The organism is Pseudomonas machongensis, from assembly GCF_034961125.1.
Taxonomy (GTDB): Bacteria; Pseudomonadota; Gammaproteobacteria; order Pseudomonadales; family Pseudomonadaceae; genus Aquipseudomonas; species Aquipseudomonas machongensis.
Genome location: NZ_JAYFUI010000106.1, coordinates 1 through 14,485 on the forward strand (window position 1 = coordinate 1; position 14,485 = coordinate 14,485).

At 62.3% G+C, this 14,485-nt stretch carries 9 protein-coding genes; 2 read left to right on the top strand and 7 right to left on the bottom strand.

Annotation, left to right across the window (positions count from 1 at the left end):
* From VA602_RS11550 to betI, 4 genes are all read right to left on the bottom strand, one after another.
* A partial coding sequence (locus VA602_RS11550) for a cation:proton antiporter domain-containing protein (RefSeq protein WP_323453263.1) occupies positions 1–313 on the bottom strand: 313 nt, incomplete at its 3' end.
* A gap of 255 nt (positions 314–568) precedes the next feature.
* On the bottom strand, positions 569–2,266 hold the full coding sequence (gene betA, locus VA602_RS11555) for a choline dehydrogenase (protein ID WP_323453264.1): 1,698 nt from the start codon (positions 2,264–2,266) through the stop codon (positions 569–571).
* Positions 2,267–2,342: 76 nt separating this feature from the next.
* Positions 2,343–3,815 (bottom strand): betaine-aldehyde dehydrogenase, encoded by a 1,473-nt coding sequence (gene betB / locus VA602_RS11560; protein WP_112899397.1) that lies wholly within the window; start codon positions 3,813–3,815, stop codon positions 2,343–2,345.
* A gap of 30 nt (positions 3,816–3,845) precedes the next feature.
* Entirely contained in the window at positions 3,846–4,511 is a 666-nt protein-coding gene (gene betI / locus VA602_RS11565) for a transcriptional regulator BetI (RefSeq protein WP_054891206.1), read from the bottom strand.
* A 477-nt stretch (positions 4,512–4,988) separates the two neighbouring features.
* On the opposite strand from betI, the gene VA602_RS11570 reads away from it, so the two are divergent.
* Together VA602_RS11570 and VA602_RS11575 are read left to right on the top strand one after the other, a co-directional pair.
* Entirely contained in the window at positions 4,989–6,992 is a 2,004-nt protein-coding gene (locus VA602_RS11570; protein ID WP_054891207.1) for a BCCT family transporter, read from the top strand.
* Between the two features lie 196 nt (positions 6,993–7,188).
* Positions 7,189–11,874 (top strand): dermonecrotic toxin domain-containing protein, encoded by a 4,686-nt coding sequence (locus VA602_RS11575; protein WP_323453265.1) that lies wholly within the window; start codon positions 7,189–7,191, stop codon positions 11,872–11,874.
* 21 nt (positions 11,875–11,895) lie between these two features.
* Here VA602_RS11575 and VA602_RS11580 read toward each other — a convergent pair whose 3' ends face one another.
* The 3 genes from VA602_RS11580 to VA602_RS11590 form a co-directional block, all read right to left on the bottom strand.
* Positions 11,896–12,660: a divergent polysaccharide deacetylase family protein gene (locus VA602_RS11580; protein WP_323453266.1), complete on the bottom strand. Its 765-nt coding sequence runs from the start codon at positions 12,658–12,660 to the stop codon at positions 11,896–11,898.
* Between the two features lie 8 nt (positions 12,661–12,668).
* Complete coding sequence (locus tag VA602_RS11585) at positions 12,669–13,994, bottom strand: S41 family peptidase (protein ID WP_054891210.1); 1,326 nt, start codon at positions 13,992–13,994, stop codon at positions 12,669–12,671.
* An 86-nt stretch (positions 13,995–14,080) separates the two neighbouring features.
* On the bottom strand, positions 14,081–14,485 hold a 405-nt coding region (locus VA602_RS11590; RefSeq protein WP_323453267.1), incomplete at its 5' end, for a murein hydrolase activator EnvC family protein.

The window sequence follows — 14,485 nt, forward strand, 5'->3', positions numbered from 1 at the left end:
GGCCGGTGGTGATGAGCACACCCACCGTGGCCAGCGACAAGGCTGGCCACAGGGCCACGCGGAAACTCGCTACCCGCGTGCGCAGGCCGCCGTCGAGCAGGATCACGGCCAGCGCGAGGTTGCCCACCAGGTAGGCGGTCGGGTAGTTGTTGAAAATGATGCCGCCACCATCGACACCGGCGACCATGCCGACCGCGAGGATGATGACCAGGATAGGGATGCCCAGACGCGACGACAGAGAGCTGACCAGGATACTTGCGCCCACCAGCAGTGCGCCGATCAGGAACAGGCTGTTGATGGTGCTGGCATCCAAAGGCAGGTACTCCGGGATATCGCAGAAAGATGACTTGACTGGCAAGTCGCGTGCCAATCGATTCTAACCTGATGAATTGCCAGCATGTAAAGCGTTTCTGCAGATGTGCAAAAGGCACCGCGGTGGGTGCCTTTTGTTGTGCTGACTATGCGGGCCCTATCGCGGGCAAGCCCGCTCCCACAGATTCACCACAGGCATGAAGACTTGTGCAGTACCTGTGGGAGCGGGCTTGCCCGCGAAGAGGCCGGTGCAGGATTACGCCTGCTTCACCTCACGCATCGGCTTGCCCTTCACCGGCGCACCGTTGGCCTTGTAGTACTTGGCCGTGCTGCGTGGCAGTGGCTTGCGTCCACGGATCTTGTCGGAGATTTTCTCGGCGATCATGATCGTGGTGGCGTTGAGGTTGCCGGTGATGATGATCGGCATGATCGACGCATCGACCACGCGCAGGCCTTGCATGCCATGCACGCGGCCTTCGCCATCGACCACCGCCATGTCGTCGGTGCCCATCTTGCACGAGCAGGACGGGTGGAACGCGGTTTCGGCGTGCTCGCGGATGAATTTGTCCAGCTCTTCATCGGTCTGCACGTGCGCGCCCGGGCTGATTTCGCGACCGCGATACGGGTCCAGCGCCGGCTGGGCCATGATCTCGCGGGTCAGGCGGATGCCGTCGCGGAATTCCTGCCAGTCCTGTTCGGTGGCCATGTAGTTGAACAGGATGCTCGGGTGCTGGCGCGGATCCTTGGACTTGGCCTGGATGCGGCCACGGCTTGGCGAACGCATCGAACCCATGTGCGCCTGGAAGCCGTGTTCCTTCACGCCGTTGGAGCCGTTGTAATTGATCGCCACCGGCAGGAAGTGGTACTGGATGTTCGGCCATTCGAACTCAGGACGGGTGCGGATGAAGCCACCGGCCTCGAACTGGTTGCTGGCGCCGATGCCGGTGCCGTTGAACAGCCACTCGGCACCGATGGCCGGCTGGTTCCACCACAGCAGCGATGGGTACAGCGACACCGGCTGGGTGCAGGCGTACTGCAGATACAGTTCCAGGTGGTCCTGCAGGTTCTCGCCGACGCCCGGCAGGTCGTGGACCACCGGAATGTCGAGGCTCTCCAGCAGGGCGCGCGGGCCGACACCGGAGCGCTGCAGCAACTGCGGCGAAGCGATGGCGCCGGAGCTGACGATGACTTCCTTGCGGGCACGAGCTTCGACGCGCTCTTCGCTGTCACCGACCAGATAGGTCACACCCACGGCGCGCTTGCCTTCGAAGAGTACGCGATCGCTCAGGGCGTGGGTGACGATGGTCAGGTTAGGGCGCTTCTTGGCCTGGTCCAGGTAGCCACGGGCGGTGCTGGAGCGACGACCATTCTTGGTCACCGAACGGTCCATCGGACCGAAGCCTTCCTGCTGGTAGCCGTTGAGGTCTTCGGTGCGTGGGTAACCGGCCTGTACACCGGCTTCGACCATGGCATGGAACAGTGGGTTGTTGCCAGCTTTTGGCGTGGCAACGCTGACCGGGCCGTCGCCACCGTGGTAGTCGTTCGGGCCGATGTCGCGGGTTTCGGCCTTGCGGAAGTACGGAAGGCAGTCGAGGTAGGTCCAGTCTTCCAGGCCTGGCAGTTTAGCCCAGCCGTCGAAGTCCATGGCGTTACCACGGATGTAGCACATGCCGTTGATCAGCGAGGAGCCACCCAGGCCCTTGCCGCGGCCACATTCCATGCGGCGGCCATCCATGTGTGGCTCAGGGTCGGTCTCGTAGGCCCAGTTGTAGCGGCGGCCTTGCAGTGGGAAGGCCAGGGCCGCCGGCATCTGGGTGCGGAAATCGAAGCGGTAGTCGGGGCCGCCGGCTTCCAGCAGCAGCACCGAGACGTTGGCGTCTTCGGTCAGGCGGGTGGCCAGGGTGTTACCGGCCGAACCGGCACCGACGATGATGTAATCGAATTCTTGGGACATGCAAAGTACCCTCGTTGGCAGTGTTCAGGGAGCGGGAGCGCCCGTGCGCAATGTCACGGGCGTGGCCAGACCGGTCTTAGAAGACCGAGTTGTAGCCGCCCAGCTCGACCTGCACCGACTTGATGCGAGTGTATTGAGCCAGCGAGCTGACGCCGTTTTCACGGCCGACGCCCGACTGCTTGTAGCCGCCAACCGGCATCTCGGCTGGCGATTCACCCCAGGCGTTGATCCAGCAGATACCGGCTTCGAGCTTGTGGATGATGCGGTGTGCGCGGGTGATGTCGTTGGTGCATACGCCCGCAGCCAGGCCGTACTCGGTGTCGTTGGCGCGGCGGATGACTTCTTCTTCGGTTTCGTAGGTGAGGATGCTCATCACCGGGCCGAAGATCTCTTCCTTGACGATGGTCATGTCGTCGCGGCAGTCGGTGAACACGGTCGGGGCGACGAAGGCGCCCTTGGCGAACGCGCCTTCGGTCAGACGCTCACCGCCGCACAGCACGCGGGCGCCTTCTTCCTTGCCCTTGGCGATGTAGCCCAGGACGCTTTCCATGTGCGCGAAGCTGACCAGCGGACCGAAGTTGGTGTTCTCGTCTTCCGGGTTGCCGATGCGGATGCGGGCGACGCGTTCGGCGATCTTGGCTTCGAAGGCGGCTTTCATCGCTGCCGGAACGAACACGCGGGTGCCGTTGGTGCAGACCTGACCGGAGCTGTAGAAGTTGGCCATCATGGCGATGTCGGCGGCCTTGTCCAGGTCGGCGTCGTCGCAGATGATCAGCGGCGACTTGCCACCCAGTTCCATGGTCACTTCCTTGAGCGAGGAGCTCGAAGCGCTGGCCATGACTTTCTTGCCGGTGGTGGTGCCGCCGGTGAAGGAGACTTTCTCGATGCGCGGGTGCTCGGTCAGCAGGGTGCCGACTTCACGGCCGCTGCCGGTCAGGACGTTGAATACGCCATCCGGCAGACCGGCTTCGGTGAAGATCTCGGCCAGCTTCAGGGTGGTCAGCGAGGTGACTTCCGACGGCTTGAAGATCATCGCGTTGCCGGCGGCCAGGGCTGGCGCAGACTTCCACAGGGCGATCTGGATCGGGTAGTTCCACGCGCCGATACCGGCAGTCACGCCCAGTGGCTCGCGGCGGGTGTAGACGAAGGACGATTCGCGCAGCGGGATCTGCTCGCCTTCGATGGCCGGGATCAGGCCTGCGTAGTACTCCAGCACATCGGCACCGGTGACGATGTCGACGTAGCGGGTTTCGGAGTACGACTTGCCGGTATCCAGGGTTTCCAGCATGGCCAGCTCGTCGTTGCGCTCGCGCAGGATGTCGACGGCGCGGCGCAGGATGCGCGAACGCTGCATGGCGGTCATCGCGGCCCAGACTTTCTGGCCACGTTCGGCGCTCTCGACGGCGCGCTCGACGTCAGCCTCGGTCGCACGCTGGACGTGGGCAAGGACTTCGCCGGTGGCCGGGTTGATGGCTTCGAAGGTGGCATCGCTGCCAGCGTCGACATAACCACCATCGATGTAGAGTTTTTGCGTTCCGAAACGGGCCATAGAGTCCTCGCAAGTGCAGTGTGTGATTGGCTAGCCGCGTCGTGCTCCTGCCGGTTGGGCAGTCGCTGCGTGCGATCGTTCAGCCGCCTGGGGGTTGGTAGCCAGGTCGTGCTGCTTAGCCAGTTGTAGATCCATGTATTCGTAGGCGATCCGTATTGCCTGCTCGGTGTCGAACGCGTCGCCCGAGAGCGCACCACGCAGCCACAGGCCGTCGATCAGGGCCGCCAGCCCGCGAGCAGCCTTGCGTGCATGGTAGAGCGGCAAGACACGACGGAACTGGCAGCACAGGTTGGAGTAAAGGCGGTGATCGTTGATCCGCTGCAACCTGTGCAAGGACGGCTGGTGCATGCTGGCGGCCCAGAAGGCCAACCAGGTTTTCATTGCCGGGCCGCTGACCTGGCTTGCGTCGAAGTTGCCTTCGACGATCACTCTCAGGTGCGCCCGCGGGCTGTCGTCGGTGAGGGCTTGTCGGCGGGCGACGGTGCCTTCGCTCAACGCATTCATGAGGTAGCGCATGGTCGCTGCGATCAGGCCGTTCTTGTCCTGAAAGTAGTGACTGATGATGCCGTTCGACACACCGGCCAAACGGGCAATCAGCGCAATGCTGGCATCTCCCAGACCGACCTGGTCGACAGCCTGCAATGTGGCGTCGATCAACTGCTGGCGGCGGATGGGTTGCATACCGACCTTGGGCATCTTGCTATCTCCTCAGGCCTGCGAGCGGACAACACGCATCCGACTCGGCGAGGGCCAGTCTATTTTGTTTTGATTGAACGTTCAATCAATAAAGAATAAGCTCTGCGACAATTTGTGCCATTGACAGTCTTTCAGGCAGTCGAGAAGGCACGGATTGACACCCCAGGAAAACGTGTAACCCCCGGAATACAAGGCGTTGACGGGCAAGAACGGTGCATGAACAGATTCTGCCGAGTGGTCGATGACCGCGCGGACGACCCTTGGAGCGGGTCAGGCGAGCTGTGACCAATGCGCGCATCCAGTGAGGATGAAGGCGCTCAGGTGCAGTCCGCCGGTCTGTTTTTTTGCAGCGTTTCGATTCGGGATCACGGTTTCCAAGGTGCTTTTATAACACCTGACGCAGTGGAGCTATTGCACCAATTGCGCGGGAAATGACTGATTAGCCTCCACAGCCGTACTGCCCGGAGCATTCGTGCAATGAGTTCTGCCTCCCTGACAAAGCCCCCCGCCGAGAGGGTTCGGGTCAACCGCGTGGTGTTCCTCACCTCCGCGCTGCTGGTCCTCGCGTTGACTGCCTTGCTTATCGCTGTACCCGAAACTGCCGGCCAGGTGCTGGGCGTAGCCCAGAAGTGGCTGACGCGCACCTTCGGCTGGTACTACATGCTGGTGATCTGCGGTTACCTCGTGTTCGTCGTCTACCTGGCCTTCTCCGACTACGGCAAGCTCAAGCTGGGCGGCAAGGACGACCAGCCAGACTTCAGCTACGGCGCCTGGGCCGGCATGCTGTTCTCCTCCGGTATTGGCATTTCGCTGCTGTATTTCGGCGCATCCGAACCGCTGGACCACTACTTCAATCCGCCGGAAGGCACCCCTGCCAGCCTCGAGGCTGCGCGCCAGGGCCTGCAACTGACCTTCCTGCACTGGGGCCTGCACGGCTGGGCGATCTACGCCTTGGTGGGTCTGGCCGTGGGCTACTTCGCCTACCGCCACAACCAGCCGCTGGCGCTGCGTTCGGCGCTGTACCCGCTGGTCGGTGAGCGCTGGGTCAAGGGCGCGGCCGGTAATGCCGTGGACATCTTCGGCATGTTCGTCACCCTGCTGGGCCTGGTGACCAACCTCGGTATCGGCTCGATGCAGGTCTCCTCGGGCCTGGAGTACCTGTTCGGCATGGACCACAGCAAGACCAACCTGCTGGTGGTCATTCTGGTGATGGCCGGTGTGGCCACCGTAGCCGCGGTCTCGGGTGTGGAAAACGGCATTCGCCGCCTGTCCAACCTCAACATCATGCTGTTCAGCGGGCTGTTGATCTTCGTCCTGCTCGGCGGCAATACCCTGCACCTGCTCAACGGCTTCGTGCAGAACGTCGGCGACTACCTCAACGGCATCGTACTCAAGACCTTCGACCTGTATGTCTATGAAGGCGAGGCCGGCAAGTCCGAGCGCTGGCTGGGCCTGTGGACCGTGTTCTACTGGGCCTGGTGGATCTCCTGGGGTCCGTTCGTGGGCATGTTCATCGCCCGTATCTCCAAGGGCCGTACCGTGCGCCAGCTGGTCAGCGGCGTGCTGCTGATCCCGCTGGGCTTCACCCTGGCGTGGCTGTCGATCTTCGGCAACACCGCGCTGGACCTGGTGATCAACCAGGGCGCCGTTGAGCTGGGCAAGACAGCGCTGGAGCAGCCCTCGATGTCGATCTACCAGTTGCTGGAGTACTTCCCGGCGGCCAAGATCGTGATCGGTGTGGCGGTGTTCGTCGGCTTCGTGCTGTTCCTCACCCCGGCCGACTCGGGCGCGGTGATGATGGCCAACCTTTCGTGCAAAGGTGGCCAGGTCGACGAGGATGCGCCGCACTGGATGGTGGTGTTCTGGTCGGTGATCATCACCCTGGTAACCATCGGCCTGCTGTTCGCCGGCAACTTCGAAGCCATGCAGACCATGGTGGTGTTGGCCGGCCTGCCGTTCTCGGTGGTGCTGGTGCTGTTCATGTTCGGCCTGTACAAGGCGATGAAGCAGGATGTCGCGGTCGAGCAGGAGCGCGCGGAGCTGGCTGCCCGTGGCCGTCGCGGCTTCAGCGAGCGCCTCACGCAACTGGAGCTTGAGCCGACCCAGGCGGTGGTGCAGCGCTTCATGGACAAACAGGTCAGCCCGGCCCTCAAGGAGGCGGCGGAACAACTGCGCGCCCTGGGCTTCGAGGTGGAGACCCGTGTCGGTCAGTCGCGCAACATGATGGGCGTGCGGGTGATGATGGAAGAGGGCAACCCGTTCGTTTATGAAGTCAGCCTGGACGGCTACCTGGCGGCACCGAGCGAGGCGTCTGCCGGGGGTGAGCCAGAAGTGCGCCAGCGCTTCTACCGCGCCGAGGTGTACCTGCACAACGGCAGCCAGGAGTACGACCTGATGGGCTTCCTGCCTGAGCAGATCGTGCGCGATGTGCTCGATCAGTTCGAAAGCCACCGCCAGTTGCTGGGGCGTGTCTACAGCTGATCGCGTAGGCGGCGTATCGTTGTGAAAAGGGCTCTGTCGAATGACAGGGCCCTTTTTTCTTCAGTGGGCGATCACGTTGGGGCGGACCGCCGACTGCCGTTGCTCTTGGTCAACCGGTGCGCAAAAGCATTATGTACCCCCCAGTGATATCGACTGGCGCGGAGGCTTTGGCTTCATTTCACAACGAGCCTTGAGCATGTCTACTACCTCCGTGAGTCACCCACCCTACGACCTGTACAGCGCAGTCGCTGCGCAGTTCGCTAATCGACCGACCTTGCGCGAAGTGCTCGACCAGCAGGTCATGAAGATAATCGTCGAGCAGTATCCGCTGATCGCGATTCATCGCCCCGAGATGACTTCTGCACAGCCACTCTCGCTGCTTTGCTCCACCGCAGATGACACCTACCGCACTGAGTTGCTGATCGACCATCTGCTGCAGTTGGTGCTCGATGGCAAGCGCGTGGATTTCGCCAGCATGGGCGCTTATGCGCTGAGCCTGAATCCGTACCACCGCCTCTTCGCCATCAAGTCGCCTTTCGAAACCAGTGATGGGGACCTGATCAAGCCTGAGAAGCTGGTCGAACCCTTCGAGAAGATGCTGCCTCTGTTGCCCGACTACCTGCAGCAGGCGCAGATCGACTACTGGAATGGCGACGGCCAGGGTGACCGGGATCTCTGGTTGCAGCAGGTGCTGCGTGCCAGCCTGCTGCAAGGCCTGGACGAGGCTGACCTCGAGGAGGCCGAGCGCGCCTGCCTGCGCCAACTGCTGTTGGGGAACACTCGTAACGTCGAGGTGCAGGCCGTTCGCGTGCAGATGCACTTGGGCGACCGACAAAGCAGTGAACTGTTGCCCGGCTTACTGGTGACGACCCTCGACACGCCGCGTCCGTTGGTCTTGTGGTGCCAACCGGATGGGGAGGTGCGTAGCTTCGAGTCACTGAGTGCCTTTGGCCGAGGGCTGCAGCTGCAGATGGCGCGGCGTTGCGAGTTCGATCGTATGAGCTGGAGTGGTTTCACGTCGGAGGGCGATGCGTTCGCCCTGCAAAGCGGGTTGCTGCTGGAGATCCTCCTTGAGCGGCAGTCGCGTGTGCGCTGGGGGGCGCCTGATAGCATCGCCGAGCTGGAGCGCCGGGTCGATGGTGCCTTTGACCCCTCGCAGTTTTTTGCTCAGCGCAGCAATGTGCCTGCCAAGCCGGTTGCCCTGTCGCTACCTGCTGGGATTCGGAGGGCCGGGGCTGAGGGGCAGGCCACCTATTTGCAGGCCATGCTCGATCTGACGCTGTTGCAGGGGAGTGACGGTGGTGAGCGCGCCCTGGACGGCGTGGATGATCTGCATACCTATGCAGCCCGTCGTCTTCGCGAGGAAATGCTTGCCGATCATCCAGTCGATGCCAACTACTTTGCCGATGATCTGCTCCTGACCATCGACACCTTTGTCAGCGACGGTCATGGCCTGGGTTTTGGGCAAAAGATCGACAGCCGTACCGTGACCCTGACCGAGCTGGCCATCAGTCGGCTGGCTGCTTCGCAGGGTGGCGTGGTGACACACATCGCTCACCGTAATGAACAGTTGATCATGGACTGGATGAATATCGATTACATCCGTGAACTGGTCGCACGCGTCGATATCGGCGGTACCTACCCGACCTACGTCAACGACCTGCTCGCCGATGGCACCGACAACGCCGAACGTATCGCCCGTTTCGGTCGCCAATGGCGTATCACTTTGATGTTCGATGCCGCTCGGGCGGTGGTGGTCAATCGCCTGGATACCTTTGCCTATGGTGCAGTGGCCCGCTTCTGTCGCGATGGGGACGCGCAAGCGGCTGGGGTCAGGATTGCGCCCTTGGCTTTCAGGCGTTCGCCGACCTCGAAGAAAGTTGATCGGGTGCATGGGTTCTATGTCATTGAAATCGTCGAGTCCGGCCAGTGCGTGCTGTATTGCCCGATGTACACAGACGGCGCGGTCCATGTCTTCAAGGACGTCGATACCTTGATGGGGGCCATCCGCAAGCCTGGCAAGCTACAGAACCTCGCGCTGATGTGGATGGATCAGAACGAGCGTCCTGTCTACGACAATGGTGGATTCAATGAACCTCACCTGCCGCACTGGGTGTTCGACCCCTTCGGCCCATTGGATAAGCCTGATCCTGCTCAACTGGCGCTGGAATTCTGGGAGCAGGACATCGACGCACGGATGTTCGAGGCGCGGCATCAGGTGTTGGTCGAGCTGGCCGACCGTTCGGCGGTGAGCAACAGCGAGTTGCGGTGGGGGGTAGTGATTGCATTTGGCTGGGAGCTGCTCAATGCGGTGTTGCCAGTGCTGTCAGGGCCGGTGGTTTCGATCGCTTGGCTGTACATGGGCATCCGCAGCCTGGCCAGTGATGTACAGGGGCTCGGCAGTGACAGCGCGGGGGAACGAATCCAGGCCGTGATCGACCTTTTGAACAATACCTTGATGGCGTTGATTCATCTGCAGACCCCCAGAAACACGGTGTTGGCACCGCAGCGCGATTTTACGTCGCTCGTAGAACTGCCTGTGGCGCAGGACGTAGCGCTTCACGCGCTGCCGGAGCCTGAACGCAAACCTGCGGGGCTGGTGCGTGACTTGTACGGCACCACGCAGACACACCTGGATTTTTCGTGGCGTGGGGCTGGTGGCCTCAACGGTCTTTCGGCTTCTCAACGCAGTCGCGTGCGTGAATTGGCGGTCGAGGTATCGCTGGCTGGGCATGTGCCCGACAAACAAGGCGCAATGGCAGGCTTAACGGCGGTCGACGGCAAGTACTATGTCAAGCTGGCGCAAGATGTCTATCAGGTCATTCTCCATGAAGGGGTGATGAGAATTGTGGGCACTGATCTAACTTTAGGGCCTTGTCTATATAACGATAATGGCACCTGGCGCATCGATACACTATTCCGGGGGGGCAGTGGGCGCAGCGCTGCGCAGGAACGGCTGCGCCAGAAGATTGCCGCTACGATCCAAAAGTCGCTGGAAGAGGTGGAGCATCATTTGCTTGAGGCAAACAAGCCGATTCCTGAGTACCTGAGACAGAACAGCCAGATCGAGGAGCTGCGGACCAAGATCGTGAAGCTGGAGGAAACACTGAACCAACCTCCTCCCACGAACCCGGATGACCTCTCCCGGTTCAAGACGTTGACCGAACTGTACACAGCAAAGCGCGATGAGCTAATGCGCGCGATGCGTGACCTGCGCCGGCAGCGTGTCGAGCTGGTCTACTCGATGTTCGAGCACCAAGCCAGCGCGCAGCGGAGCATTGTCGAGCTGCTGGATAACCCCAACTATACGCGCACAACCGCCCATGGCAGGGACCTGCGACAAGCCCTTTCGAATGCACGTCACGACTTGATTGGCTATGGCGTATTCCTTCTGAATGAAGCGGTGGCTGTGGGTAGTTTCCGCGAGTATGACCAGATCGTCCGCAGCCTGAGCGGAGCTACGCCAGAAAACCGCGCGGTTCTCTACGCCAAGTGTCGAGAGCTGCTCGAGGGCATGGTCCTGGACCAACCAAGGATCATGGAGGTCTCAAGCCAAATGGATCATGTGCTGGCGGTCAGCGATATTGACATGGAAATCCAATCGAGCACCGGCTTGGTCAGCGTTGCCCAGGTCATCGCCGCGCGCAAGACTTCTACGGTCATGATTCGCTTCTTCCAGGCGATGAGCCTGGTGGAACTCGCACTGCGCTTCGAAGAGGGTGCCGCCAGCCAGCATTACACGATCTTCCGCGACGCGATTGCCAGCTACCGTTTGCGTGTAGCCGCAAACGCCCACCATCTGTCGATGTTCTGCGAACTGCCGATCCTTGAGCGTATCGAGGTGCTGCAAGGTGCCTGGGATGAATATCTGGCGGCGATTCTCAACTGCGACCGCATCAGCAAGCTAGGCAGCGGGCTGGTCGATACCCAGCGCCTTGCCGCCTACAGAGAGCAGATGGTGGGTCTGAAGAAGATGGCAGGCGACGCGCTGGTCGAGGCCATGCGTGAGCAGGCTTCCGGACAAGCCCAGGCCTCGCGCCGTATGGTTTATCCACTGTGGGCGCTGCAAGTGGCGCGTACCCTTGCAGGGCAGACAGTGCTAGGTACAGAGGTGATGGTTGATGGGCGGGCTCAGTTGCAGGTCAAGGGCGCGTTCAGCTCCAAGATTCAGCACCGGTTTCAAAAGGTAGGCGGGGCTTGGTTGGAAGAGGTCGCGAGCACGGAACCTGAGTCGCAGTCGCGGACCTCGACGCCGGAATTCGAGAAGAAAAGCCGTGAACTGGCCGAAGGCATATTGGCGCAAAACGAGAGCGTCATCGAGCAGGCCAAGGCATTGGTAAGCAATGACGCGCAGGACAGCGGGTTGATCTCGATGCTTGATGCGCAGATCGCTGAAGTGCTGAAGTTGCGCGAACAGCTGGCGGACGCGGATAGCACCGACAGCCTGTTGGGGCGCCTGGATGACGCGGTGATCCGGTTGCGCGAGCAGAAGCGCGAATGCCTGGTCGAGCTTTATACCAAGACGCGCTATCCCGGTGCCCGGGGTCTGAGCTTCCTCCATCAGCAAGGCTTGATCACGGTTGAGTACGTGGGGCCGCGCAAGCAGGTTTCAGATGGCTATCTGGATGAATACCGCATCAACCTGCTCAAGTCGTCCGGCGACAGCAAAGGCCGACCCCTGTGGGCCGCGCACTTCCACTTCGCCGACTCACAGGCGGCGCCCACAGCATTCGGCAAAGGCCATCTGAAGCTCTGGAGCCAGCGCAAGATGGGCTACAGGGAGCAGATGAGGGCTGCGAGCGAGGGGCAGGTGCTGAGCATCTACCGGGGCAACCTGACCTACGCCCAGGCCAAGGACATCATTCCCTTCAACAGCCTGTAGGCGCTCTGAACGGCCAAGCGATCAACGGTTGCTGTAGCGACCGTTGCGACCGTGCGCCGACATGGCCTGGTTGCTGCGTTCGGCGATCATCTGGCGCAGTTCGATCAACTCGATGCCTTGGCGCTTGAGCCCGGGCATCTCTCGTTCGAGCACTTCGAGAGTCTGCGGGTAGGGATGGCCGATCAGCACCACTGAACCTTGCTTGCGTGCAAGCTCGATGCCTTGGCGCAATTGGCCGGCGATGGCTTCGGTTGTTCGTACGTCATCCAGAAACACATCCCGCGAGACGTGCGCCAATCCGATCGCCTGGGCCTCGGCCGCCGCCACCGTGGCGGCGCTGGTGCGGCTGTCGACGAAGAACAGCTCGCGGCCCTGCAGGTTACCCATCAACCAGGCCATGGCGTCGCGCTGTGCGGTCATGCGGCTGCCCATGTGGTTGTTGATGCCTGCGGCGAAGGGCACCTTGAGCAGCGCGGCGTCGAGGCGTCGTGCCAGCTCCTCGATGGGTAGCCCCGGATGCCAGGCATAGGGCCCGGTGGCCGGGTCCATGGGCATGTGCAGGATCACCGTGCGCCCGGCCTTGTGGGCCTGGCGGGCGAAGTCGGTGGCGTGCGGGGTGTCGGGCATGATCGCCATGGTGACAGGCCCGGGTAGGGCGAGGGTGCGACTGTCGCGCTCGCTGCTCTGGCCCAGGTCGTCGATGATGATGCTCATGTAGGCCTTGGCCGGTGCCGCATGCGCGGTACCGGCCAGCAGGCAGAACAGCGTGAACAGCAGAAAACGCATGGTGGTTATCAATCACCCTTGGTGATGTTCAGGCCCTTGAGCAGGCTGAGCGCCTGGCTCAGCTGGAAGTCGTTGTCCTGCGGGCGCTCGGTACGCTTGCTGCTGCCGGTCGGACGATCGGCGCCACCATTGCCGTTGCCCAGGTGACCCTGCAGGTCGGCTTCCTTGAAGTTGTCCGTGTCGGCTTCGGCAGTGAGCTTGGCCTGGCGTACTTCGATGTCCGGCACGATACCCTGTGCCTGGATCGAGCGTCCGTTGGGGGTGAAGTACAGCGCGGTGGTGAGCTTCAGTGCGCGGTCGTTGGCCAGTGGCAGCACGGTCTGTACCGAGCCCTTGCCGAAGCTGTCGGTGCCCATCAGCACGCCGCGTTTCTGGTCCTGCAGGGCACCGGCGACAATCTCCGAAGCCGAGGCGCTGCCGCCGTTGATCAGCACCACCAGCGGTACGCCTTCGCTGGCGTCGGCCGGGTCGGCGGAGAAGCGCAGCTCGGAGTTGGCGATACGGCCCTTGGTGTAGACGATCAGGCCTTTGGTGAGGAAGTGGTCGGCCACTTCCACCGCCGACTGCAGGACGCCGCCGGGGTTGTTGCGCAGGTCCAGCACCAGGCCGCGCAGCTTCTTGCCGTTATCCTTGCGCAGCTTGGCCAGCGCCTTGCCGACTTCTTCGCCGGTCTTGACCTGGAACTGGGTGATACGGATATAGCCGTAGTCGTTCTCGAGCAACTGGCTCTTCACGCTCTTGACCTGGATGACCGCGCGGGCCAGCGTCACATCGAAGGGCGTGCCGCCGTCGCGTACCAGGGTCAGGGTTATCTTCTGGCCGATCTTGCCGCGCATCTTGTCGACGGCCTCGGTCATGGTCTGGCCGCGGGTCGGGGCGCCGTTGATCTTGACGATCAGGTCGCCCGCCTCGATGCCGGCGCGTGAGGCCGGAGTGTCGTCGATGGGCGAGACCACCTTGACGAAGCCGTCCTCCATGCCAACCTCGATGCCCAGGCCGCCGAATTCGCCGCTGGTGCTTTCCTGCAGCTCCTGGAAGTCTTCAGGGCCGAGGTAGGCCGAGTGCGGGTCAAGGTTGCTGAGCATGCCCTTGATGGCATTTTCCAGCAGGGTCTTGTCGTCCACCGGCTCGACATAGGCTGCCTTGATGCGGTCCATGACCTCGGCGAAGGTGCGCAGTTCGTCCAGCGGCAGCGGCGCCTTGGCCGTCACCTCGGTGGCCGGCACGGCAGCCGCCTTGGCGGGCTTGACCGGCTCTGCGGCGCTGGCCAGGGGCGCGCCGACGACCAGAGCTATGGTCAGGGCCAGCTGGGTGAGGCGAGACGAGTGCAGCATGTCGAACGAACTCCTGATCCTGTAGGTGCTCCCGTGGGAGCATCGGTGCGGCCCACCGTCGGGCCTGACCGTAAATGTTGCGGTGCCTAGCCTCGGCACCATTGCGCAGGGTCGGTGGGCCGGCCCTGCTGGCGAATCGCGAAGTACAAACCTGCGCTGTCCTGGCCGCCGCTGTCGCCGACGGTAGAAATGGCTTCCCCGGCCTTGACGATGTCGCCGGCGCTCTTGAGCAGGCTCTGGTTATGGCCGTACAGGCTCAGGTAGCCATTACCATGGTCGAGAATGACCAGAAGTCCAGCGCCGCGCAACCAGTCGGCGAACACCACGCGCCCGCCATGTACGGCGCGCACCTGAGTGCCGGCGCTGGCGCTGATCATCACACCGTCCCACTTGGCACGCGCATCACCGCCTCGCGTGTCGCCGAAGCGTGCCAGCAATCGACCATTGACTGGCCATGGAAGTTTTCCACGGGCGGCGGAAAATGCACCACC